Here is a 20311-nt window from a genome sequence, read left to right as displayed (position 1 = left end):
GCTTAACAAAATGAAGTGTGCGACTACAGCAGCGCTAACTGGCGCTGTACGGGCGCGAAGCTTTTGCGGTGCTCGGCCAGTGCACCGTGGGCTTCCAGCGCCGCCAGGTGCTCTTTGGTGGGGTACCCTTTGTGGCGGGCAAACCCATATTCAGGATAGCGCAGATCCAGTTCGGCCATTTGTGCATCCCGCGCCACCTTGGCCAGAATCGAGGCGGCGGCAATCGCGGGGTGGCGGGCGTCGCCCTTCACCACGGCCTGGCCCGGCAGCGCGTGCCCCGGCAGGCGGTTGCCATCCACCAGCAGGTATTCGGCCTGGGGAAGCAGCGCATCCACCGCGCGGCGCATGGCCAGATGCGTCGCATGATAGATATTGAGCGAGTCGACCTCTTCAGCGCTCGCCTCCGCCACTGCAAACGCCAGCGCACGCTCGCGAATGAGCACATCCAACGACTCACGCCTGCGGGCAGTGAGCTTCTTGGAGTCGGTTAAGCCGTCGATAGGTGCCTTGGGGTCCAGAATCACGGCGGCGGCTACCACGCTCCCCACCAGCGGCCCACGGCCGACCTCATCGACCCCCGCCAGAAAATCCCCCGCATACTCCACCACGAGCGGCGGAAAGTCGGCTGGTTTAGTCGCCATCCGGTTTAGCCTCCAGCGGCTCGCCTGCAACCAAGGCGGTAATCGCCTGCGCGGCGCGCTCGCTGGCCGTGCGCTGCAGCGTGGCATGCATCGCGGCAAAGCGTGCCTCCAGAGCGTGACGCGTCTTGGCATCGCTAAGTAGCTGGCTTATCTGCTCGGCAATCGCCTCCGGCGTGGCCGCGTGCTGAATCAGCTCAGGCACCACGCTCTCCTGGGCAATCAAATTGGGTAGTGAGATCCACTGGGTTTTCACCAGCCGTTTGGCGAGCCAATGGGTCGCGGGCGCCATTTTGTACGCCACCAGCATAGCGCGATGGCAGAGCATGGCCTCTAGCGCCGCCGTACCGGAGGTCAGCAGTACCGCATCGCTGGCGACCATCGCCTCGCGGGCTTGGCCCTCCAGAAGCGTGACCCGCTGGGCCAACGCGGGGTAGCCTGATAGCAGCTCGCCAAGCTCGGTATAGCGCTGGGCGGTGGCCGCAGGTATCACCACCTGCAACCCTGTGTGGCGCTGGCACAGCAGCGTCACCGCATCTAAGAAGGTGGCACCCATAAAACGGATTTCGTTCCGCCGGGAGCCGGGCAGCAGCGCTAGAACCGGCGCGTCCGCGTTCAACCCTAGCGTACGGCGGGCCTCGGCACGATCATTCTCCAGCGGCAGCTCGTCGGCAAGCGGATGGCCTACGAAGGCGACCGGCACTCGGTGGCGATGATAGAAGTCCGCCTCGAAGGGCAGCAGCGTAAGCATGGCATCCACGGCGCTGGCGATCTTCTTCACCCGCCCCTGCCGCCACGCCCATACCGAGGGGCTCACGTAGTGGGCCGTCGTGACGCCAGCGGCACGCAGCTGCTTCTCCAGCCCAATGTTGAAGTCCGGTGCATCGATACCGATCATGACGTCCGGCTGCCAGGCCAGCGCCTCTTCGCGCAGGGTGCGACGCACGCGAACCAGTTCTGGCAGGTGCTTGAGCACCTCGACCAACCCCATCACCGAGAGGGTTTCAAGGGGGAAACGGCTCTTCAGGCCTTGGGCCTCCATACGGGGACCGCCCATACCGCGAAACTCCACCTGGGGGTGACGGGCGCGCAGCGCCTGCATCAATCCCGCACCGAGGATATCGCCAGAGAGTTCGCCTGCCACAAGGTATACGCGCTGCAGTGTCATAGTGACGGGAGAGCCGGTTAGAAAAAGGTTAGCGAACGATACCGCGGGTTGAACGCTCGATAGAGTCGGCAAACAGCGCGACTTCCGGTAGATCGAAACGGCTGCGCATTTCACTGACCGCTTGTTCGACGGTCAAGCCTTGGCGATACACCAGCTTGTAAGCAGAGGTTAGCGCGGCGATCGCTTCGCGACTAAACCCACGGCGTTTCAAGCCGACGAGGTTCAGCCCGCGCGCTTCTGCCGGATTACCGTTGATCATCACGTAGGCCGGAGTGTCCTTGGTGATGATCGAGCCCCCCCCCGCCATGGCATGGTCGCCAAAATGGCAGAATTGGTGCACGGCGGCCAGGCCACCCAAAATGGCATGATCGCCCAGCGTCACGTGGCCCGCCAGCGTCACCTGGTTGGCAAGAATACAGTCGTTGCCAATGACGCAGTCATGGCCCACGTGTACGTAGGCCATGAACAGGTTACGGGAGCCGATGGTGGTTTCGCTTCGGTCTTGCACGGTGCCGCGATGCAGCGTTACGCCCTCGCGAATCACGTTGTCATCACCCATCACTAGGCGCGTCGGTTCACCTGCGTACTTCTTGTCCTGGCAGTCTTCGCCCACCGAGGCAAACTGAAAGATACGCGTACGCTCCCCCAACACCGTGGGGCCTTTTATCACCACATGGGGGCCGATGACCGAGCCTGCGCCAATCGTGACGTCAGGCCCAATCACGCTGAACGGGCCAACCTCAACGTCATCAGCAAGCCGTGCCGCTGGGTCGACCAAAGCAGTAGGATGTATCAAGCCACCTTCCTCTCGGCACAAATGATTTCTGCTTCGCAGGCCAGCTCGCCGTCTACCGTGGCACGGCAGGCAAACTTCCAGATACCGCGCTTGCCGCGAATCACGTTCGCCTCCAGCGTCAGTTGATCACCCGGCATGACAGGACGCTTGAAGCGGACATTGTCGCTGCCTACGAGGTAGTATACATAGCCGTCAGCCGGCAGCTTATTGACCGTTTTGAACCCTAGGATACCGCATACCTGAGCCAGCGCTTCAACGACCAGTACACCGGGCATGATGGGGTGGTGAGGAAAATGGCCGTTGAAGAACGGCTCATTGATGCTCACGTTTTTGTACGCAACGATGGTTTCGCCCACGGTTAACTGCGTGACTCGATCCACCAGCAAGAACGGATAGCGGTGGGGCAAGTATTCGCGAATTTCGTTGATATCCATAACCATCGTAACGACCTCTAAAATGACAAAAGGCCTGAGCAGTATCAGGCGCGCACCAGTAATCCTACTGGTAAAAAGGCAGTGGATTATAACCTGCTGCTATGAAGCCTCAAGCCACTCCCTCAGGAAATCCTTCTTTCTTCACGATTCTCGCTGGCTTTTTTCCACCCGCGCCAAGCGCTTGGCAATATCGTCGAGCTGCTTGAAGCGCACCGCATTTTTTCGCCACTGGGTGTTGCTCATGGCGCCGGTACCCGACGAGTACACCCCCGGCTCGTGAATCGAATTGGTGACCAAACTCATGCCCGTGACCTGAACGCCATCGCAAATGGTCAGGTGGCCCGACAGCCCGACACCGCCGCCCAGCATACAGTGCTTGCCCACTTTGGTAGAGCCGGCGATGCCAACACAGCCTGCCAGCGCGCTGTGGTCACCAATGGTGACGTTGTGCGCAATCTGGACTTGGCTGTCGATTTTGACATCGTTACCAATCACCGTATCCCCCAGCGCGCCCCGGTCGATGCTGGAGCAGCTGCCGACTTCCACGTCATCGCCAAGCACCACGCCACCCAGTTGCGCAATCTTGTGCCAGCCTGCCCCATCGTGAGCAAAGCCGAAGCCGTCACCGCCAATCACACAGCCGCTTTGCAGGATGACGCGCTTGCCCATCACGACGCCGTGGCACACGGTGACATTGGCGTGTAGCCGCGTGTCGTCGCCAATCACGCAGTCCGCGCCGATCACGCTGCCTGCCCCGACGACCACGCGATCTCCCAGCACGACGCCAGACTCGATCACCGCATTCGCTTGCACACAGACACCGTCGCCCAGCGTGACGCCATCGGCGACGACGGCAGAGGGGTGAATGCCCGGCACGTCTCGCGCCGGTAACGGATCGAACAGTTGCGACAGCTTGGCGTAACCCAAGTAGGGGTTTTCAATCTCCAAGCGTGGCACCGGGCAGTTCTTGCCATGCTCTGGATGCAGCAGAACGGCCGCCGCCTTCGTCGTGGCCAAGTCTTTCAAGTAGGCGCGATTGGCTAGAAAAGCGACCTGATCCGACGCTGCTTCCTTGAGCGTTGCCAAACCGCGGATTGGCTGATTGGCGTCGCCTTCGAAATCAACGTCGAGATGACGTGCGATATCCGCAAGGGTGAGGTAGTGAGAAGCGTGCGTCATGGGAGCCCAAGGAAGCAGTGGTGCGGCTAAGCCGCACCGAGGGTCATAAAATTAGTTCAGCGAATCGAAAATCTGAGTGACTTCGTTCGTCACGTTGGGCAGGTCCGTCGAGGAGTGCAGTACGCCTTGCGGCTCCACTAGCACGTCGATGTTGTGACGCTCCAGCACCTGCTCTACTGCTTGCTCCAGCTTGGCTTCGGCCCCTTGCAGGAACTGCTGCTCGGAAGCCTGCTGTGCCTGCAGCACTTCACGGCGCAGCTGTTCGAAGCGGCCGCCCTTCTCCTGCAGTTCAGCAATCAGCGACTCGCGCTCGGATTGCGACATGGTCTCGCCTTCCTGCTGAAGGCGCGTCTGGAGTTGCTGCAGCTCGCCACCCAGCGCTTCGGCTTCGCGCTGCTGGCTGCCGATCTGCCCTTCGAGCTGGCTCAGCGAGGATTGGGCCGACTGAGTATTCATCAGTGCCGCACGCCAATCCAACACCGCGACTTCAGCGGCGTAGGCCGGGAGGGTCATCGCCCCCAATAGACACACAGCAGCGGTCAGTTTACGCATCATGGTGATACTCCTTAAATTAGAACGTTTGACCCAGCGAGAACTGGAAGAACTGTGTATCGTCACCACTTTCGTCATTCAGCGGCTCAGCCACGCTGAACGTCAGCGGGCCCACCGGCGTCAGCCACGAAAGACCCACACCCACGCTGTAGCGCAAGTCGCCTAGATCCACGCCGGAGCTGCACTGCTGGCGTCCTGCATCGGCGTCGAGCACGTCGTAGCACGAGCTCAAGAAGGTGTTACCGGCATCTAAGAACAGCGAAGGCTGCACCGAGCGCTGGTTCTCTACGAACGGCATCGGGAAGAGCACTTCGGCGGAGCCTTCTACCAGTACGTTACCGCCCAAGGTGCGGTCACGGCCACCCTCACGGGCGGGCGTGGTGCGCTCGCCCAAGGTGTTGGAGGTAAAACCACGCACCGAGCCCAGGCCGCCTGCGTAGAAGTTTTCGTAGAAGGGGTAGGGGTCGTTGCTGCCCAGCGTATCGGCATAGCCCAGATTACCGCTGAACTTCAGCGCCCAGGTTTCGTCATCGTTAAACGGGAAGAGCTGCTGTGCGCGGGCCTGGAGTTTGTAGTACTCCGCATCGCTACCCGGCACGCCGGTTTCCAACGAGACGCGCTGGTAGTTACCGGCGGTCGGCATGATGCCGCGGTTCAGGTTGTTGCGTGTCCAGCTCGCGGTCAGCTTGAGGCTTTGTGCGTTTTCGCCCTGATCTTCCACATAGCGGCGGATTTCAGAGGCGGTGTCGAAGTAGGTCTTCACCGTGACGTCTTCGACACTGGCACCAAAATTCAGACGCGACAACTCGCTGATGGGGTAGCCGAAGTTGATACCGGCACCGTAGGCATCGGTCGAGAAGGTCGAGATATCGGAGTCGGCGTAGTCGGTTTCGCGGTAGAACACGTTGTACCCGCGAGAGATGCCGTCCAGCGTCCAGTAAGGATCGGTGAAAGCAAAATTGACGCTGGTGAAGGTGTCACTGCGCTGGGCGCCGACGTTGACGCGGTTACCGGTGCCGAGGAAGTTGTTTTGAGCCAGGCCGACCCCGTAGATCACGCCCGCGCTCTGCGAAAAGCCGACGCTGGCAGAGACCGAACCTGAAGGCTGCTCTTCCACGTTATAGGTCACGTCCAGCAGATCGGGCTCACCCGGCACCGGCTGCGTGTCGACTTCCACTTGGCTAAAGAAGCCCAAACGCTCCAGACGCTGACGCGACTGAGTGATCGACTCCGTCGATGCCGGGGCACCTTCGAGCTGGATCATCTCACGACGCAGCACTTCGTCTTGGGTCGTGGTATTGCCGTAGAACTCGATACGACGCACGTAAGCGCGCTGACCTGGATTCACGGCGATCACGAGATTGACCGTTTCGCCGTCATCGGCCACTTCAGGAATGCCCTGCACCTCGGCAAAGGCGAAGCCTTCCGCGCCCAGGCGCTGGCGCAGCGCTTCCGTCGAGGCGTTGACATCGCCACGGGAGAAGATATCGCCGCTGTTGATTTCGAGCAGGTTGCGGGCTTCGTTTTCGCTGATCTGCAGATCGCCGGCAAAGCGGATATCGCCTACACGGTACTGACCGCCTTCATCGATATTGAGGGTGATGAAGATGTCGGACTTCTCGGGGCCAATCGATACCTGGGTCGACGTGACGTCAAAGTTGACGTAGCCACGGTCCAGATAGAATGACCGTAGACGCTCGATATCGCCAGAAAGCGCTTCCCGAGAGTACTCGTCGTTGGAGAACCAGCCGAAGATGCGCCCTGGGCGGTCATTCAACTCGAAAACGTCCCGCAGAGTTTCATCGTCGAAATCCTGGTTGCCGACGATGTTGATCTGACGAATCTTGGCGACTTCGCCTTCGTTGATATCGATGTTGACCTGTACGCGGCCTTCATCGATCTCCTCGACGTCCACATTGATACCGGCGCTATAGCGCCCCTGGGCTTGATACACGCCCTCGAGTTCACGCTCGATCTCGTCGAGGGTGGAGAGCTGTAGCACTTGGCCTTCCGACAGGCCCGATTCGCGCAGGCCGTTGCGCAGATCTTCATCGGAGATCTGGTCATTGCCTTCGATGTTCAAGCGCGCAATGGTAGGCCGCTCGACCACTTGGATCACCAGCACGTCGCCTTCCCGGGCCAACGAGACGTCTTCAAACAGTCCGGTCGCGAACAGGTCCCGTGCGGCGGCGGCGAGCTGCTGCTCGTCGACGCGGTCGTTCGCGCTCACGGGAAACGCATTAAAGACCGAGGCGGCGGAAACCCGCTGCAGTCCTTCCACACGAATGTCTGAAACATCAAAGGATTGTGCTTGGGCGCCGCTGGCGCCTACCAGCAAGAGTGCCGCCATTCCAAGGGTCTTGATTTTCATGCAGTCAGTTCGCTCGCGTTGGTCTGCCCGTCGGTTAAGACAGGCACCATATACATTTGTGCAGGCAGATGACAAGGCATCCTGCGCGCTACACGCGTTATTACCACAGGCGCATCAAATCGAAATAGAGCGCCATCAACATCAGGGTGCCGACCATGGCTAACCCGATGCGCAGCCCTATCGCTTGTGTTTGCTCAGAAACCGGCCGCCCACGTAATACCTCGACGAAATAGTAAAGCAGATGACCGCCATCGAGCACGGGGATGGGCAGCAAATTCAGCACCCCTAAACTGATCGAAAGATACGCGAGAAAGCCCACGAAGGCTTCTACCCCCGCGCGTGCCGAATCGCCGGAAATTTGTGCGATGGTGATCGGCCCGGACAAGTTGGACGGGGAGATCAGCCCTACCAACATCTTACGGATCGCATCCACCGTCAGCAGAACCATCTCACCGGTGCGTGACAGCGCTTGCCCGACGGCCTCGATCGGCCCGTAGCGGATCTCGCGCTGCAGCGACTCAGGCCAGCTAAACGGCTCTGCACCGGCTCCAATGTACCCAACCTCGTCACCACTCTCCAGCGTATTACGTCCTGGGGTGAGCGAAAGCGTGCCCTGCTCCCCATCACGCTGGTACCCAACGCGCAGGGTCTCGCCAGCGCTATCGCGAATCACCGCGACAAACTGCATCCAGTCGTCGATGGGTTCACCGTTGAGCGAGACGATACGATCACCGGCTCTAAGCCCGGCCGCCTCGGCCGCTTGTCCTTCGACGACCTGACCAAGCACCGCCGGCACGTTAGGCTGCCAAGGAGAGAAGCCCAGCGTTTGCAGTGGCTGCGGTGGGTCTTGGCGTACCATGTAATCATCGACCGGCAGCTGATAGCCGCGCGTCGCACTTGCTCCCTCCGGCATGGCCTCGATGGTGAGGTCGCCGCTGAAACCGATCATGGACACCAGTTTCAGGTTGATCTCCTCCCAGGAGCGCATCGACTCGCCCTGAATGGCGGTGATCTCACTTCCCTGTTCCAAGCCAGCCTGAGCAGCGGGCGAGTTCGGAGTGATCTCGCCTACGAGGGGGGCCACGGTCGTCGTGCCCGCCACGAACAGCGCCCAGTAGGCGACGATGGCGAGTAGGAAGTTGGCAATGGGGCCTGCGGCGACGATCGCAATGCGCTGCCACACGGTCTTGCGGTTGAAGGCGTGATGCAACTGATCGTCTGGCACCGGCGCTTCGCGCTCGTCTAGCATCTTGACGTAGCCGCCCAGCGGAATGGCCGCCACCGCAAACTCGGTGCCGTGGCGATCCACCGTCGACCACAGCGGCTTACCAAACCCTACCGAAAACCGCAGCACTTTGACGCCACAGCGACGCGCCACCCAGAAGTGACCAAACTCATGAAAGGTCACTAGCAGTCCCAACACGACGATGACGGCTAAGATATTCTGTATCAGGCCCACTTTTCGCTCCTTTCCACGACGCGCTGCTCAGCGTTGACTGAGACTAAGCGGTTAACTGACGTAAGGTGAGTGCCGCTTGCTCGCGCGCCCAGCGGTCCGCCGCCAGCACTCGCTCCAGCGAATCGGCTTGACCGGGATACGCCAGCCCCATGACCGTTGCGACCAGCGCTGGAATCGCCCCGAACGTGATGTGCCCCGCCAAGAAGGCCTCGACGGCCACTTCGTTGGCCGCGTTCAACACCGCCGGGGCCGCGCCACCGGCCTGCATGGCCTCCCGGGCCAAGCGCAGACAGGGAAAGCGTGTCTCGTCAGGGGCTTCGAAATCGAGCCGGGCGACTTGGAACAGGTCGAGCGTTTCCACGCCGGCGTCGATCCGTTCAGGCCAAGCCAAGCCATAGGCGATGGGCGTTCGCATGTCGGGATTCCCCAACTGGGCGATCACCGACCCATCGTCGTAGGCCGCCATGGAGTGAATGACGCTCTGCGGATGGACGACCACCTGAATCTGCTCGGGCGTGGCATCGAACAGCCAACATGCTTCGATGAGTTCGAGGCCTTTATTCATCAGCGACGCGCTATCCACCGAAATCTTGCGACCCATGGACCAGTTGGGATGCGCACAGGCTTGATCGGGCGTGGCACTGGCGATCTGCTCCGCCGACCAGCCACGGAATGGCCCACCGGAGGCCGTCAACAGCAGCTGCCGCACACCATGCTTGGCTAACCCGCCACGATGCTCGCTGGGTAGACACTGGTAGATGGCATTATGTTCAGAATCGATCGGCAGCAGCGTGGCCCCAGAGCGCGCGACGGCGTCCATGAACAGCGCACCGCTCATCACCAGCGCTTCTTTGTTGGCCAGCAGGACGCGCTTGCCCGCCTCGGCGGCCGCCAGTGAGGGCAACAGCCCCGCCGCCCCAACGATCGCTGCCATCACGGTATCGACCTCTGCCGCCCGCGCAACCTCACACAGCGCCTCCTGCCCAGCCAGCGCCGTTGTGCTGACACCTGCGCGGCGCAGCGCTCGCTGCAACCACTGGGCATCGGCATCGGTATCCAGCACGGCAAACTGCGGTGAGTGCGCGATGCACTGGTCGAGCAACGACTCTTTCGACGTATGCGCCGTCAGCGCATGCACACGGTAACGGTCGGGGTGACGGGCGATGACATCCAGGGTGCTTTTACCGATGGAGCCGGTCGCACCGAGCACGGTGACCGACTGAACTGAGACGTGACTCATAGCGCGCTCACCTGAAGTGACAGTACCTGCAGATAGAACAGCGCGAAGATGGGAATAGCTGCGGTCAGGCTATCGATACGGTCCAACACACCACCGTGGCCCGGCAGTAGCTGGCTGGAGTCTTTGATATTGCGGTAGCGCTTCAACATGCTTTCAAACAGATCCCCTAGCACGGAGGTCAGCGTCACCACGGCAGTAATCACCACCAGCGCTACCCCGCCCATGGGTCCAAGAGGCTGCCAAAGCGCAAAGAGCATCGCCAGCAGCGTCGTGGCGGCCAACCCGCCGTAGACGCCTTCCCAGGATTTTCCCGGGCTCACCCGTGGGGCCAGCTTGCGCTTGCCCCAGCGACGGCCGGCAAAATAGGCGCCGATATCGGCCGTCCAGACCAGCAGTAGCACGAACAGCAGCCACACCGCACCGCTATCGCGCAGTACATTGAAACCCACCCAGCACGGCAGTAACACCCAAACGCCCATCAGCAGGCGGCGCGACGTTGTGTGCCACTGCTGGCTGCTGTGGGGGTACTGGGTCACCCAGTAGAGATTGAGTAGCCAACCGGCAGCAGCGAGCCACAGCGGCCACACCGCATACGCCGCGCCGCCGAGCCATAAAAGCGCCAGCAGCACCGCCATTCCCGCGACCAGTGCCAGCCGGGTACGCGAAGCGCCTACGCCCGCCAGGTTGGTCCACTCCCAGGTACCTAACAGCACGATCAGCGCTGTAAACAGCGCAAAGGCACCTCCCTGTAAGCCGAACAGACCGATCAGCGTCACAGGCGCCAACCAGGCTGCGGTGATCATCCGCTGTTTAAGCACCTTGCGCCTCTATTTGTTCGTCGGTCATTCCAAAGCGGCGACGTCGTAAGCAGAAATCGTCGAGTGCTTGGTCGAAGGCCGCCCCATCGAAATCTGGCCATAATAAGGGCGAAAAATGCAGTTCGGCATAGGCCAATTGCCAGAGCATGAAGTTCGAGAGCCGCTGCTCGCCGCTGGTACGGATACATAGATCCACCGGCGGTACTTGGTCGGTGTTCATGGCCGCATCCAAGCGTGCTTCGTCGATGGCCTCGGGCGACAGCTCTCCGGCGGCCACCTGCTCGGCAAGCTGGCGGGCGGCACGGGCGATGTCCCACTGGCCACCGTAGTTCGCGGCAATCACCAGATGCATGCCGGTATTATCGGCGGTCAGCGCTTCGGCGCGCTGGATATGCTTTTGAATCGCATGGGAAAAGCCACGCTGCTCGCCAATAATCGACAGGCGGATATTGCGCTCGTTGAGCTTTTTGACTTCGCGCTTGAGCGCCATCAAAAACAGCTCCATGAGCGCGTTCACCTCAGCGGCGGGACGCTTCCAATTCTCGCTGGAGAACGCGAACAGGCTCAGCGTCGGGACGCCTCGCTCTGCCGCGCGCCCGATCACTGCGCGCACGGCTTCGACACCGGCGCGGTGACCGCGTACACCGGACAGCCCACGTGCCCGCGCCCAGCGGTTGTTACCATCCATAATGATAGCAACATGGGACGGCAGCGCTTCCTCGGATCGAGAAAGCGTCGTGCCACCCAGCTGCTCTTGGGGAAGCTGCGGAGACGTCATGGGTTCTCGCACCAAAGATCAGTCATAAGTAAGCCAAGCGATGGCCCACGAGCGGCCAAGCCGCCCGTGGCAGAGTGAACGCAGGGGGTTATACCTGCATGAGATCCTGTTCTTTTGCGGCCAGCGCCTTGTCGATCTCAGCGATATATTTGTCGGTCAGCTTCTGGATCTCGTCTTCGCCCTGACGCTGATCGTCTTCGGTGATCTCTTTGTCCTTGAGCAAGGATTTGAAATCACCGTTGGCATCACGACGCACGTTACGCACGGCCACACGCGCCGTTTCCGCTTCGCTACGCGCCTGCTTGATGTAGCCTTTACGGGTCTCTTCGGTCAGCATCGGCATCGGTACACGAATCACGTTACCGGCGCTGGACGGGTTCAGACCCAGGTCAGAGGTCATGATCGCTTTTTCGATTTTCGGCACCATTCCCTGCTCCCAAGGAGCCACGGTCAAGGTACGCGCATCTTCAACGTTCACGGACGCCACTTGGTTCAGCGGCACTTGACCACCGTAATACTCGACGGTCACGGCATCCAGGATGCTAGGGTGAGCACGGCCCGTGCGGATCTTGTTGAAGTTGCTGTGCAGCGCCTCAACGCTCTTCTTCATGCGAGACTCTGCATCTTTCTTGATGTCGTTGATCACGTTGTTACCCTCTGTCTATCAGCGTGCCTTCCTTGCCTCCAACCACGAGGTTAAGCAGGGCACCAGGCTTGTTCATATCAAATACCCGCACCGGCATATTATGGTCACGTACCAGGCAGATTGCGGTCAAATCCATTACGCCCAGCTTCTGGTCCAGAGCGTCGTCATAGGAGAGCTGGTCGTATTTTACGGCGTCGGGGTGCTTCACCGGGTCCTTATTGTACACGCCATCCACCTTGGTGGCCTTGATGACGACGTCGACATCCACTTCGATGCCGCGCAAACAGGCCGCAGAGTCCGTGGTGAAGAACGGGTTTCCGGTGCCCGCAGAGAACAGCACCACGTCGCCCGACGTTAAATAGCGGATGGCAGTGCGGCGGTCGTAATGCTCCACCACACCACTCATGGGAATCGCTGACATCACGCGGGAGCGAATGTTGGAGCGCTCCAGCGCATCGCGCATGGCGAGCGCATTCATCACCGTTGCCAGCATTCCCATGTGGTCACCCGTGACCCGATCCATACCGGCCTCGTTGAGCGCCGCGCCACGGAACAGGTTACCGCCACCGATCACGATACCGACCTGTACGCCAATACCGACCAGTTGGCCGATCTCGAGCGCCATACGATCCAGCACTTTCGGATCAATACCAAAATCGTGCTCACCCATCAGCGCTTCGCCCGACAGCTTCAGCAAAATACGTTTGTATTTCGACTTCGACTTATCGATTTTGGGGGCAGCAGTAGGGGTAGGCTCTTGAATATCACGTGACATGGCATCTCTCCTGGGGCAGACCTGGGCACAGGTGGGCGAGCTAGCGCCTGTATTTCACAGGGGCCGGATACACGAAGGCGTGCGCTCGCGCGCACGCCATCTTCTTGCTGGAACCTCTGACCTTAGCGACGGCCAGCCTGTTCCATGACTTCTTTAGCGAAGTCGACTTCTTCTTTCTCGATGCCTTCGCCCACTTCAAAGCGAGTGAAGCTGACCACTTCGCCACCGGCTGCTTTGACGAACTCAGCAACAGATTGGTTCGGGTCTTTGACGAACGGCTGTTCGGTCAGGCTGTTCTCGGCCAGGTACTTCTTCAGGCGGCCTTGAACCATCTTCTCAGCGATCTGCTCAGGCTTACCGGCCATGTCCGGCTGGGCCAGGATGATCGCTTTCTCTTTGTCCAGCTGCTCTTGCGGCATCTCTTCCGGATGGGCAACGGCCGGGTTGATCGCAGCAACGTGCATGGCAACGTCTTTGGCTGCTTCGCTGGTGCCGCCTTTCAGGACGGTCAGAACGCCAATGCGGCCGCCGTGAACGTATTCGCCCACCAGACCACCGTCAACGGCATCGACGACAACGGCACGACGTACGCCGATGTTTTCGCCGATTTTCTGAACCAGCTGCTCACGAGCGGACTCAAGGTCACCCGCCATCACCGCGGCCACGTCTTCGTTCTTCGCCGCAAAGAACGCATCCGCGATCTTGTTGGAGAAGTCGATGAAGTTGTCGTCACGGGCAACGAAATCGGTCTCAGAGTTGATTTCGACCATGACGCCGTAGCTGCCATCGTCTGCTACGCGAGTAACGACCGCACCTTCAGCAGCGGTACGACCCGCCTTCTTCGCGGCTTTAAGACCAGAGCTTTTACGCAGGTTTTCGATCGCGACTTCGATGTCACCGTCGGCTTCGGTGAGTGCTTTTTTACACTCCATCATGCCAAGACCGGTACGTTCGCGCAGTTCCTTCACCTGAGAGGCGCTGATAGCTGCCATGAGATTTCACCTCGGAAATGGTTCTAACTGAGAGTTAAACGCGCTACAGAGTATAAGCACGATAAATGACCGTTGCGTATCACTTTGCAGAGCGCTTGCCGGCATTGATCCGGCGTGATCGGCCCGCCAGGGCGAACCCAAAGCGGGAAAAAGGGGGCATAAGGCCCCCTCTTAACACGATGCGGCTCAACCTGCCCGCCGCACCCCTGTCGCCTTACTCGGCGGCAGCGTTTGTGTCGGCAGAAGCGGCTTCTTCTTCAGTCACTTCGACGAACTCGTCCGGACGACCTTCTTTCGCACGGCCACACGCGTCGGCAATCGCCTTCACGTAGATCTGGATGGCACGAATGGAGTCATCGTTACCCGGGATCACGTAATCAACGCCATCCGGGTTGGAGTTGGTATCTACCACGCCAATGACCGGGATACCCAGCTTGTTGGCTTCGTTGATCGCGATGCGCTCGTGGTCAACGTCGATAACGAACAGTGCGTCCGGCAGGCCGCCCATGTTCTTGATACCGCCGATAGAACGCTCAAGCTTCTCTTGCTCACGCGTTGCCATCAAGACTTCTTTCTTGGTCAGCTTCTCGAAGGTGCCGTCTTCGCGCATGACTTCCAGGTCACGCAGACGCTTGATGGACTGACGAATGGTCTTGAAGTTGGTCAGCATGCCGCCCAACCAGCGATGGTTGACGAACGGCTGGCCAACGCGATTCGCTTCTTCTTTGATGATCTTGCTAGCGCTGCGCTTGGTGCCAACAAACAGAATTTTGTTGTTGGATGCCGCCATCTTCTCGACCACGTCGATCGCTTCGTTCAGCGCCGGCAGGGTGTGCTCGAGGTTGATGATGTGAATCTTGTTGCGCGCGCCGAAGATGAATTTACCCATCTTCGGATTCCAGTACTTGGTTTGGTGACCGAAGTGAGCACCTGCTTTCAGCAGGTCACGCATATTGACGTGAGACATGGTAAAACTCCTGAAACTCGGGTTAGGCCTCCACGCACCCCATGGATCCGACCAGTAGCGTCCTCGAACGTCGCTAAAGGCACCCGGGACCATGTGCCGGTGCATGTGTGTTTTCAAGGCTTGCTGTTGTGCAACCCAGCGGTGCTGCGTTGCGATCTCGTTGCCCTTTCGCGCCGCGCCAGCCAGTAAAGAAGCATTGGATGGCGATTGCAGGAAAGCGCGCGGCTTTATACCATAGATCATTGCCAAGATGAAGCCGCAGGCGCGTTTCAACGCGCAATTGGCCGCTCATCACTTACCCAGAAGCCACATCGAGAATTCATGAACGTTCCCATCAAGACGCCTTCTGAAATCGAGAAAATGCGCGAAGCCGGTCGCCAGGCGGCCAGCGTTATCGAAATGATCACGCCCCACGTCAAAGCGGGCATCAGCACCGGCGAGATCGACCGCCTGTGCCACGAGTACATCGTTAACGAGCTGGGCTCGACGCCGGCACCGCTGAACTACCACGGCTTTCCCAAAGCAACCTGTACCTCCATCAACCATGTGGTGTGCCACGGCATCCCCGATGACGCCAAAAAGCTCAAAAACGGCGACATCATGAACCTGGACATCACCGTACGCACGCCCGATGGCTACCACGGCGACTCCAGCGTGATGTTCGTGGTGGGCGACACCATTCAGGGCGAACGCCTGTGCCGCATCACCCAAGAGTGCCTTTATAAAAGCATCGAGCTGGTCAAGCCTGGCGTGCGTCTTTCTGAGCTTGCCCGTGTGATTCAGCAGCACGCCGAAGCCCATGGTTACTCGGTGGTACGTGATTTCTGCGGCCACGGCATTGGTGCCGACTTTCACGAAGACCCGCAGTTCCTGCACTACGACGGCTACGCCCCCGATGCCGACATCCGCCTGGAAGCGGGCATGTGCTTCACCATCGAGCCGATGATCAACGTGGGCGGTTACAAAACCAAGGTACTGCGCGATGGCTGGACCGCCGTCACCAAAGATCGCAGCCTATCGGCCCAGTGGGAGCACACCCTGCTCGTCACCGACACCGGCGTTGACGTGCTGACGGCACGCAGCGACGAAGACTTTAGCTTCCTGAATCGCTGATGCTTCTTCACCACTACCGGTTCGAGCCGGACACGTCGCTTTACGATCTCGATCTGTTTCGCACCGAGCTTGCCGGGTCACGCTCTCCCATCGCCCCCTTCAAAGCGGCTTTACGAGACATTCAGGCACGGCTGGACGAGCAGTTTCGCGCCGGTGCCGATATCCGCGACCTAGTCCGCGGCCGGGCGTGGTATCTCGACCAGCTTCTCGCCATTGCCTGGGCCCAGCACGCTTGGCCCGACGACGGCGTCGCGCTGGTAGCGGTGGGAGGCTACGGGCGTGGTGAACTGCATCCCCACTCGGACATCGACCTCCTCCTACTGCTCGAACACGACGATGACACCCCCTACCGGGAGCCGCTGAGCGCTTTTATCACCTTTCTCTGGGATATCGGCCTGGAGATCGGCCACAGCGTGCGCTCACTCAACGACTGCGAACGGGAAGCTGAAGCAGACGTGACGGTGATCACCAACCTGCTGGAGTCGCGCCTCATCGCCGGACCGGAGAGCCTGCGCGAGAAAATGCGCGAACGCTTGAGCACGCCGAACCTGTGGCCCGCCGACCGCTTTTTCGAGGCCAAGTGGCAGGAGCAGATCGCCCGCCACTACCGCTACAACAACTCCGAGTACCACCTGGAGCCCAACCTCAAAAGCTCCCCCGGCGGCCTACGCGATATCCAGATGATTGGCTGGGTGGCCAAGCGCCATTTTGGCACCGAGCAGTACACCGACATCGTCGCCAACGGCTTCATGAACGACGCCGAGCTGCGCATTCTTAGCCAGGGCCAGGCGTTTCTCTGGCAGGTGCGCTACGCCCTGCACATGCTCACAGGCCGAGCCGAAGATCGGCTGCTGTTCGATCACCAGCGCACCATTGCCGAGATGTTCGGCTTCAAGGACACTCCCGAACGGCTCGCCGTCGAGCAGTTCATGAAGCGTTACTATCGCCATGTAACGGCCCTTGCCGGGCTCAACGACATGCTGCTGCAGCACTTTGACGAAGTGATTCTGCGCGGCAAGGAGTCATTGGAAACCGTCAAGCTCAACGAGCGCTTCGAAACCAAGGGCGGCTATATCCAGGTACGTTCGCGCAACCTCTTTCGCGAGCGCCCCGCGGCCATGCTGGAACTCTTCCTGCTGATGGCCAAGCACCCGGAGATCGAGGGGGTTCGCGCCGACACCATTCGGCTGATTCGTGACCATCGCCATCAAATCGACGATCACTACCGGGAAGACCCGCGCCACCAGCGACTCTTCATGGCCATCATGCGGGCACCGGGGAACGTTCCTCGCCAGCTGCGACGCATGAACCGCTACGGCATTCTCGGCAAGTACCTGCCGGAGTTTGGTCGCGCCGTGGGGCTGATGCAGCACGACCTGTTCCATATCTACACGGTCGATGCCCATACCCTGCGCCTACTGAAATTCCTGCACGGTTTCCGCAAGCCAGAGGCCAAGGGCGACTTCCCCGTGGCAGCGACGCTCATCCACCAGTTACCCAAGCTGGACCTGCTGTGGATTGCGGGCCTGTTCCACGACATCGGCAAAGGCCGTGGCGGCGACCACTCCGAAATCGGCGCACGGGATGTCGAGCAATTCTGTCATCGCCACCACATTTCCCAGCACGACACCAACCTAGTGAGCTGGCTGGTGGAGCATCATCTGCTGATGTCGATGACTGCCCAGAAGCGTGATATCAGCGACCCCGACGTAATCCGCGACTTCGCACTGATCGTGCGCGACGAGACCCGCCTGGACTACCTCTACGTGCTCACCGTCGCTGACATCAACGCCACCAACCCCACCCTATGGAACGGCTGGCGGGCATCTCTATTGCGCCAGCTCCACGCCGAAACCAAACGCGCTTTGCGGCGCGGGCTAAAAAACCCGCCGGATCGCGACGACTGGGTGCGCGAAACCCGCACTGAGGCACGCTCGCTGCTACAAACGGTGGGCGTCGATAGTGGCCAAATCGACCAGCTGTGGGAGTCGCTGGGGGAAGATTACTTCCTGCAGTACGCGCCCAGCGAGATCGTCTGGCAGACACAAGGCATTCTGGCGCACCAGCCCTCGCCGCTGCCGCTGGTGTTGATCAGCGCGCCCACCGCCGACATGGCCGAAGGCGGCACCAAAGTGTTCATTCACACCCGCTCGGTGGATGACTTGTTCGCCGCCACCGCCGCCGCCATGGAACAGCTCGGGCTCTCGATTCACGATGCGCGCATTGCCACGTCGCACAACGACTGGACGCTCAACACCTTCATCGTGCTGGATAGCCACGGTCAGCCGATTCGCGACGCGGAGCGCATCGAAGAGATGCGCAGCCACCTGGTAGAAGAGCTGGACGACCCAGACGACTACCCCGAGATCGTCACCCGACACACGCCGCGCCAGCTCAAGCACTTCAAAGTGCCAACCGAAGTGGTGATCGAACAGGACCCGGCCAACGAGCGTACCCTGCTGGAACTGACCGCCCCCGACCGCCCCGGCCTGCTGGCTCGGGTAGGGCGCATCTTCATGGAGCAGGATATTGCCCTCTCGGCTGCCAAGATCGCCACGTTGGGCGAGCGGGTAGAGGACGTGTTCTTCATTACCACCAAGGCAGGCGAGCCGCTCACCGACCCCGAACGCCAGCAGCAGCTTCGCGAACGGCTGATAGAAGTGCTAGGCGTCTAAACCATAAAGTCGCCCTGCCCTGGTGGTTAGGTTTGAGCCTGCCCCAGGGCTTGCCTATAATCGGCGGTTCGATAAATGGTTTTGCCTACCGCTCCCGCCCTTACGCTCTCAACGGACGCGCCATGAACCCTGATCTCAACGCCCTACACCCCTATCCGTTTGAAAAGCTGGCCGCCCTCAAAGCGACACTCACGCCCCCGGCGGGACTGACGCATATTCCGCTGACGATCGGCGAACCTCAGCACTCCCCCTATCAAGGCGCGCTGGACGCTCTCATTGCCCACCAGCTCGACATGGCCCGCTATCCGGCCACCAACGGCCTGCCCGCGCTACGTGAGACCATCGCCGCCTGGGCGACCCAGCGCTTTGGCCTCGCGGGGCTGGACGCCGAACGCCAGGTACTGCCGGTGAACGGCACTCGCGAAGCGATCTTCGCCTTCGTGCAGACCGCGCTGGATCGAACGCGCCCCGCCAAGGTGGCCGTGCCCAATCCGTTCTACCAGATTTACGAAGGCGCGACGCTACTGGCAGGCGGCCAGCCGCTCTACCTGGACTGCACCGCCGAAAACGGCTTCCGCCCCGATTTTTCAGCGGTCAGCGCCGACACTTGGCGCGACGTGCAGATCGTGTTTCTCTGCTCGCCGGGCAACCCGACCGGGGCCGTCACGCCGCTGGCCGAGTTCAAACAGCTGATTGCCCTGGCCGATGAGCACGACTTCATCATCGCTTCCGACGAGTGCTACTCCGAGCTTTACCTAGACGAGAACACGCCGCCGCCCGGGCTTTTACAGGCCTGTGCCGAGCTTGGCCGCAATGACTACCGCCGCTGCGTGGTCTTCCACTCGCTCTCCAAGCGCTCCAACCTGCCGGGCCTACGCTCCGGCTTCGTGTCGGGCGATGCGGACCTACTCGCCCCGTTCAAGCGCTACCGCACCTATCACGGCTGCGCCATGTCGCTGCCGCTTCAGCACGCGTCCATCGCAGCTTGGCAGGACGAAACCCACGTGCGCGCCAACCGCGACGCCTACCGGGAAAAGTTCAGCGCGGTGACGGAAGTACTCGCCCCGGTGATGGACTTCCCCACCCCCGAAGCGAGCTTCTACCTCTGGCCTGCGGTGCCGGGCGGCGACGATATCGCCTTTACCCAGCGGCTATTCAGCGAACAACACGTGAGCGTGCTTCCTGGCAGTTTAATGGGCCGCCCAGGCCACAACGGCCATAATCCTGGCGCGGGTCGGCTACGCTTAGCCTTAGTGGCGGAGCTTGAGCCGACTTTGGAAGCGGCCACGCGCCTTCGCCAACTGATCGAGCGCGGCTAGTCCGCGCCGCCTAAGACGACGACAGGAGGCTCTATGCTGACGCTCTACATCATTCATAACTGCGACACCTGCCGCAAAGCGCGCAAAGCGCTGGACGACAAAGCGCTGATGTATAAAACCCACGACCTGCGTAAAGATGGCCTTTCGGCGGCGCTACTCGAACACATCCTGAACCGTGTTCCGCTGGTCGAGGTAATCAACAAGCGCAGCAAAACCTGGCGGGATCTTTCTGACGAAGAGAAGGATTACGATGCCAACTCGGCGCGTCAGCTGCTGCTCCAGCACCCGACACTGCTCAAGCGGCCGCTGCTGGAACTCGACGACGGCACCATCATGATCGGCTACCGTGACGGCGACTATGACACGCTAAGCGGCTAACCTGGACTCGACT

General features: G+C 60.5%; 19 protein-coding genes. 4 read left to right on the top strand and 15 right to left on the bottom strand.

The features are described from left to right. Positions 1 to 23: 23 nt before the first annotated feature. From rnhB to rpsB, 15 genes are all read right to left on the bottom strand, one after another. On the bottom strand, positions 24 to 641 hold the full coding sequence (gene rnhB, locus QIT27_RS10990; RefSeq protein WP_253019107.1) for a ribonuclease HII: 618 nt from the start codon (positions 639 to 641) through the stop codon (positions 24 to 26). After that, on the bottom strand, positions 631 to 1806 hold the full coding sequence (lpxB, locus tag QIT27_RS10985; protein WP_285263811.1) for a lipid-A-disaccharide synthase: 1176 nt from the start codon (positions 1804 to 1806) through the stop codon (positions 631 to 633). The genes rnhB and lpxB overlap by 11 nt, the downstream gene beginning before the upstream one ends. A 28-nt stretch (positions 1807 to 1834) precedes the next feature. Beyond that, complete coding sequence (gene lpxA / locus QIT27_RS10980) at positions 1835 to 2602, bottom strand: acyl-ACP--UDP-N-acetylglucosamine O-acyltransferase (protein ID WP_253019109.1); 768 nt, start codon at positions 2600 to 2602, stop codon at positions 1835 to 1837. After that, the gene (gene fabZ / locus QIT27_RS10975) at positions 2599 to 3042 is read right to left on the bottom strand and encodes a 3-hydroxyacyl-ACP dehydratase FabZ (protein WP_044629712.1); all 444 of its coding nucleotides are present in this window, start codon (positions 3040 to 3042) and stop codon (positions 2599 to 2601) included. Before fabZ ends, lpxA begins: the two co-directional genes overlap by 4 nt. Before the next feature lie 135 nt (positions 3043 to 3177). Beyond that, the gene (gene lpxD / locus QIT27_RS10970; protein WP_285263810.1) at positions 3178 to 4215 is read right to left on the bottom strand and encodes a UDP-3-O-(3-hydroxymyristoyl)glucosamine N-acyltransferase; all 1038 of its coding nucleotides are present in this window, start codon (positions 4213 to 4215) and stop codon (positions 3178 to 3180) included. A gap of 51 nt (positions 4216 to 4266) precedes the next feature. Beyond that, positions 4267 to 4767 carry an OmpH/Skp family outer membrane protein gene (locus QIT27_RS10965; RefSeq protein WP_253019156.1) on the bottom strand — a complete coding sequence of 167 codons (501 nt, stop codon included), beginning with the start codon at positions 4765 to 4767 and terminating at the stop codon, positions 4267 to 4269. 19 nt (positions 4768 to 4786) lie between these two features. After that, the gene (bamA, locus tag QIT27_RS10960) at positions 4787 to 7138 is read right to left on the bottom strand and encodes an outer membrane protein assembly factor BamA (RefSeq protein WP_502875202.1); all 2352 of its coding nucleotides are present in this window, start codon (positions 7136 to 7138) and stop codon (positions 4787 to 4789) included. 100 nt (positions 7139 to 7238) lie between these two features. Then, positions 7239 to 8597 (bottom strand): RIP metalloprotease RseP, encoded by a 1359-nt coding sequence (gene rseP, locus QIT27_RS10955; protein WP_159341023.1) that lies wholly within the window; start codon positions 8595 to 8597, stop codon positions 7239 to 7241. 43 nt (positions 8598 to 8640) lie between these two features. Further along, a complete protein-coding gene (ispC, locus tag QIT27_RS10950; protein ID WP_285263809.1) occupies positions 8641 to 9837 on the bottom strand; it encodes a 1-deoxy-D-xylulose-5-phosphate reductoisomerase in 1197 nt (398 codons plus the stop codon). Further along, entirely contained in the window at positions 9834 to 10655 is an 822-nt protein-coding gene (locus QIT27_RS10945; RefSeq protein ID WP_253019112.1) for a phosphatidate cytidylyltransferase, read from the bottom strand. Before QIT27_RS10945 ends, ispC begins: the two co-directional genes overlap by 4 nt. After that, positions 10648 to 11433 carry a polyprenyl diphosphate synthase gene (uppS, locus tag QIT27_RS10940; RefSeq protein ID WP_285263808.1) on the bottom strand — a complete coding sequence of 262 codons (786 nt, stop codon included), beginning with the start codon at positions 11431 to 11433 and terminating at the stop codon, positions 10648 to 10650. Before uppS ends, QIT27_RS10945 begins: the two co-directional genes overlap by 8 nt. Positions 11434 to 11521: 88 nt before the next feature. Continuing rightward, positions 11522 to 12079: a ribosome recycling factor gene (gene frr, locus QIT27_RS10935; protein ID WP_159341010.1), complete on the bottom strand. Its 558-nt coding sequence runs from the start codon at positions 12077 to 12079 to the stop codon at positions 11522 to 11524. A gap of 4 nt (positions 12080 to 12083) precedes the next feature. Then, positions 12084 to 12854: a UMP kinase gene (gene pyrH, locus QIT27_RS10930; protein ID WP_285263807.1), complete on the bottom strand. Its 771-nt coding sequence runs from the start codon at positions 12852 to 12854 to the stop codon at positions 12084 to 12086. A 122-nt stretch (positions 12855 to 12976) separates the two neighbouring features. Then, the gene (gene tsf, locus QIT27_RS10925) at positions 12977 to 13846 is read right to left on the bottom strand and encodes a translation elongation factor Ts (RefSeq protein ID WP_253019114.1); all 870 of its coding nucleotides are present in this window, start codon (positions 13844 to 13846) and stop codon (positions 12977 to 12979) included. Between the two features lie 214 nt (positions 13847 to 14060). After that, a complete protein-coding gene (gene rpsB, locus QIT27_RS10920; protein WP_159341006.1) occupies positions 14061 to 14813 on the bottom strand; it encodes a 30S ribosomal protein S2 in 753 nt (250 codons plus the stop codon). Positions 14814 to 15134: 321 nt separating this feature from the next. Between rpsB and map the strand changes: the two genes are divergently transcribed. The 4 genes from map (at position 15135) to QIT27_RS10900 (ending at position 20298) form a co-directional block, all read left to right on the top strand. After that, on the top strand, positions 15135 to 15926 hold the full coding sequence (gene map / locus QIT27_RS10915; protein WP_159341004.1) for a type I methionyl aminopeptidase: 792 nt from the start codon (positions 15135 to 15137) through the stop codon (positions 15924 to 15926). Next, positions 15926 to 18601 (top strand): [protein-PII] uridylyltransferase, encoded by a 2676-nt coding sequence (locus tag QIT27_RS10910; RefSeq protein ID WP_285263806.1) that lies wholly within the window; start codon positions 15926 to 15928, stop codon positions 18599 to 18601. The genes map and QIT27_RS10910 overlap by 1 nt, the downstream gene beginning before the upstream one ends. Before the next feature lie 122 nt (positions 18602 to 18723). Then, on the top strand, positions 18724 to 19920 hold the full coding sequence (dapC, locus tag QIT27_RS10905) for a succinyldiaminopimelate transaminase (protein WP_285263805.1): 1197 nt from the start codon (positions 18724 to 18726) through the stop codon (positions 19918 to 19920). Positions 19921 to 19953: 33 nt separating this feature from the next. After that, positions 19954 to 20298, top strand: coding sequence for a Spx/MgsR family RNA polymerase-binding regulatory protein (locus QIT27_RS10900; protein ID WP_253019117.1), 345 nt, complete (start codon positions 19954 to 19956; stop codon positions 20296 to 20298). The last annotated feature ends 13 nt before the right edge of the window (positions 20299 to 20311 follow it).

This window comes from Halomonas sp. LC1 (genome assembly GCF_030247125.1).
Lineage (GTDB): Bacteria > Pseudomonadota > Gammaproteobacteria > Pseudomonadales > Halomonadaceae > Vreelandella.
Note: the sequence above shows the minus strand (reverse complement) of the source record. Positions and strands in the feature narration are given on the sequence as shown.

What these genes read in the sequence shown, in the direction of transcription:
- QIT27_RS10900 (WP_253019117.1), top strand. Translation starts at nt 19,954, where the DNA reads ATGCTGACGCTCTACATCATTCATAACTGCGACACCTGCCGCAAAGCG.
- fabZ (WP_044629712.1), bottom strand. Translation starts at nt 3,042, where the DNA reads ATGGTTATGGATATCAACGAAATTCGCGAATACTTGCCCCACCGCTAT.
- dapC (WP_285263805.1), top strand. Translation starts at nt 18,724, where the DNA reads ATGAACCCTGATCTCAACGCCCTACACCCCTATCCGTTTGAAAAGCTG.
- QIT27_RS10965 (WP_253019156.1), bottom strand. Translation starts at nt 4,767, where the DNA reads ATGCGTAAACTGACCGCTGCTGTGTGTCTATTGGGGGCGATGACCCTC.
- lpxD (WP_285263810.1), bottom strand. Translation starts at nt 4,215, where the DNA reads ATGACGCACGCTTCTCACTACCTCACCCTTGCGGATATCGCACGTCAT.
- map (WP_159341004.1), top strand. Translation starts at nt 15,135, where the DNA reads ATGAACGTTCCCATCAAGACGCCTTCTGAAATCGAGAAAATGCGCGAA.
- pyrH (WP_285263807.1), bottom strand. Translation starts at nt 12,854, where the DNA reads ATGTCACGTGATATTCAAGAGCCTACCCCTACTGCTGCCCCCAAAATC.
- bamA (WP_502875202.1), bottom strand. Translation starts at nt 7,138, where the DNA reads ATGAAAATCAAGACCCTTGGAATGGCGGCACTCTTGCTGGTAGGCGCC.
- uppS (WP_285263808.1), bottom strand. Translation starts at nt 11,433, where the DNA reads ATGACGTCTCCGCAGCTTCCCCAAGAGCAGCTGGGTGGCACGACGCTT.
- lpxB (WP_285263811.1), bottom strand. Translation starts at nt 1,806, where the DNA reads ATGACACTGCAGCGCGTATACCTTGTGGCAGGCGAACTCTCTGGCGAT.
- rnhB (WP_253019107.1), bottom strand. Translation starts at nt 641, where the DNA reads ATGGCGACTAAACCAGCCGACTTTCCGCCGCTCGTGGTGGAGTATGCG.
- rpsB (WP_159341006.1), bottom strand. Translation starts at nt 14,813, where the DNA reads ATGTCTCACGTCAATATGCGTGACCTGCTGAAAGCAGGTGCTCACTTC.
- ispC (WP_285263809.1), bottom strand. Translation starts at nt 9,837, where the DNA reads ATGAGTCACGTCTCAGTTCAGTCGGTCACCGTGCTCGGTGCGACCGGC.
- tsf (WP_253019114.1), bottom strand. Translation starts at nt 13,846, where the DNA reads ATGGCAGCTATCAGCGCCTCTCAGGTGAAGGAACTGCGCGAACGTACC.
- QIT27_RS10910 (WP_285263806.1), top strand. Translation starts at nt 15,926, where the DNA reads ATGCTTCTTCACCACTACCGGTTCGAGCCGGACACGTCGCTTTACGAT.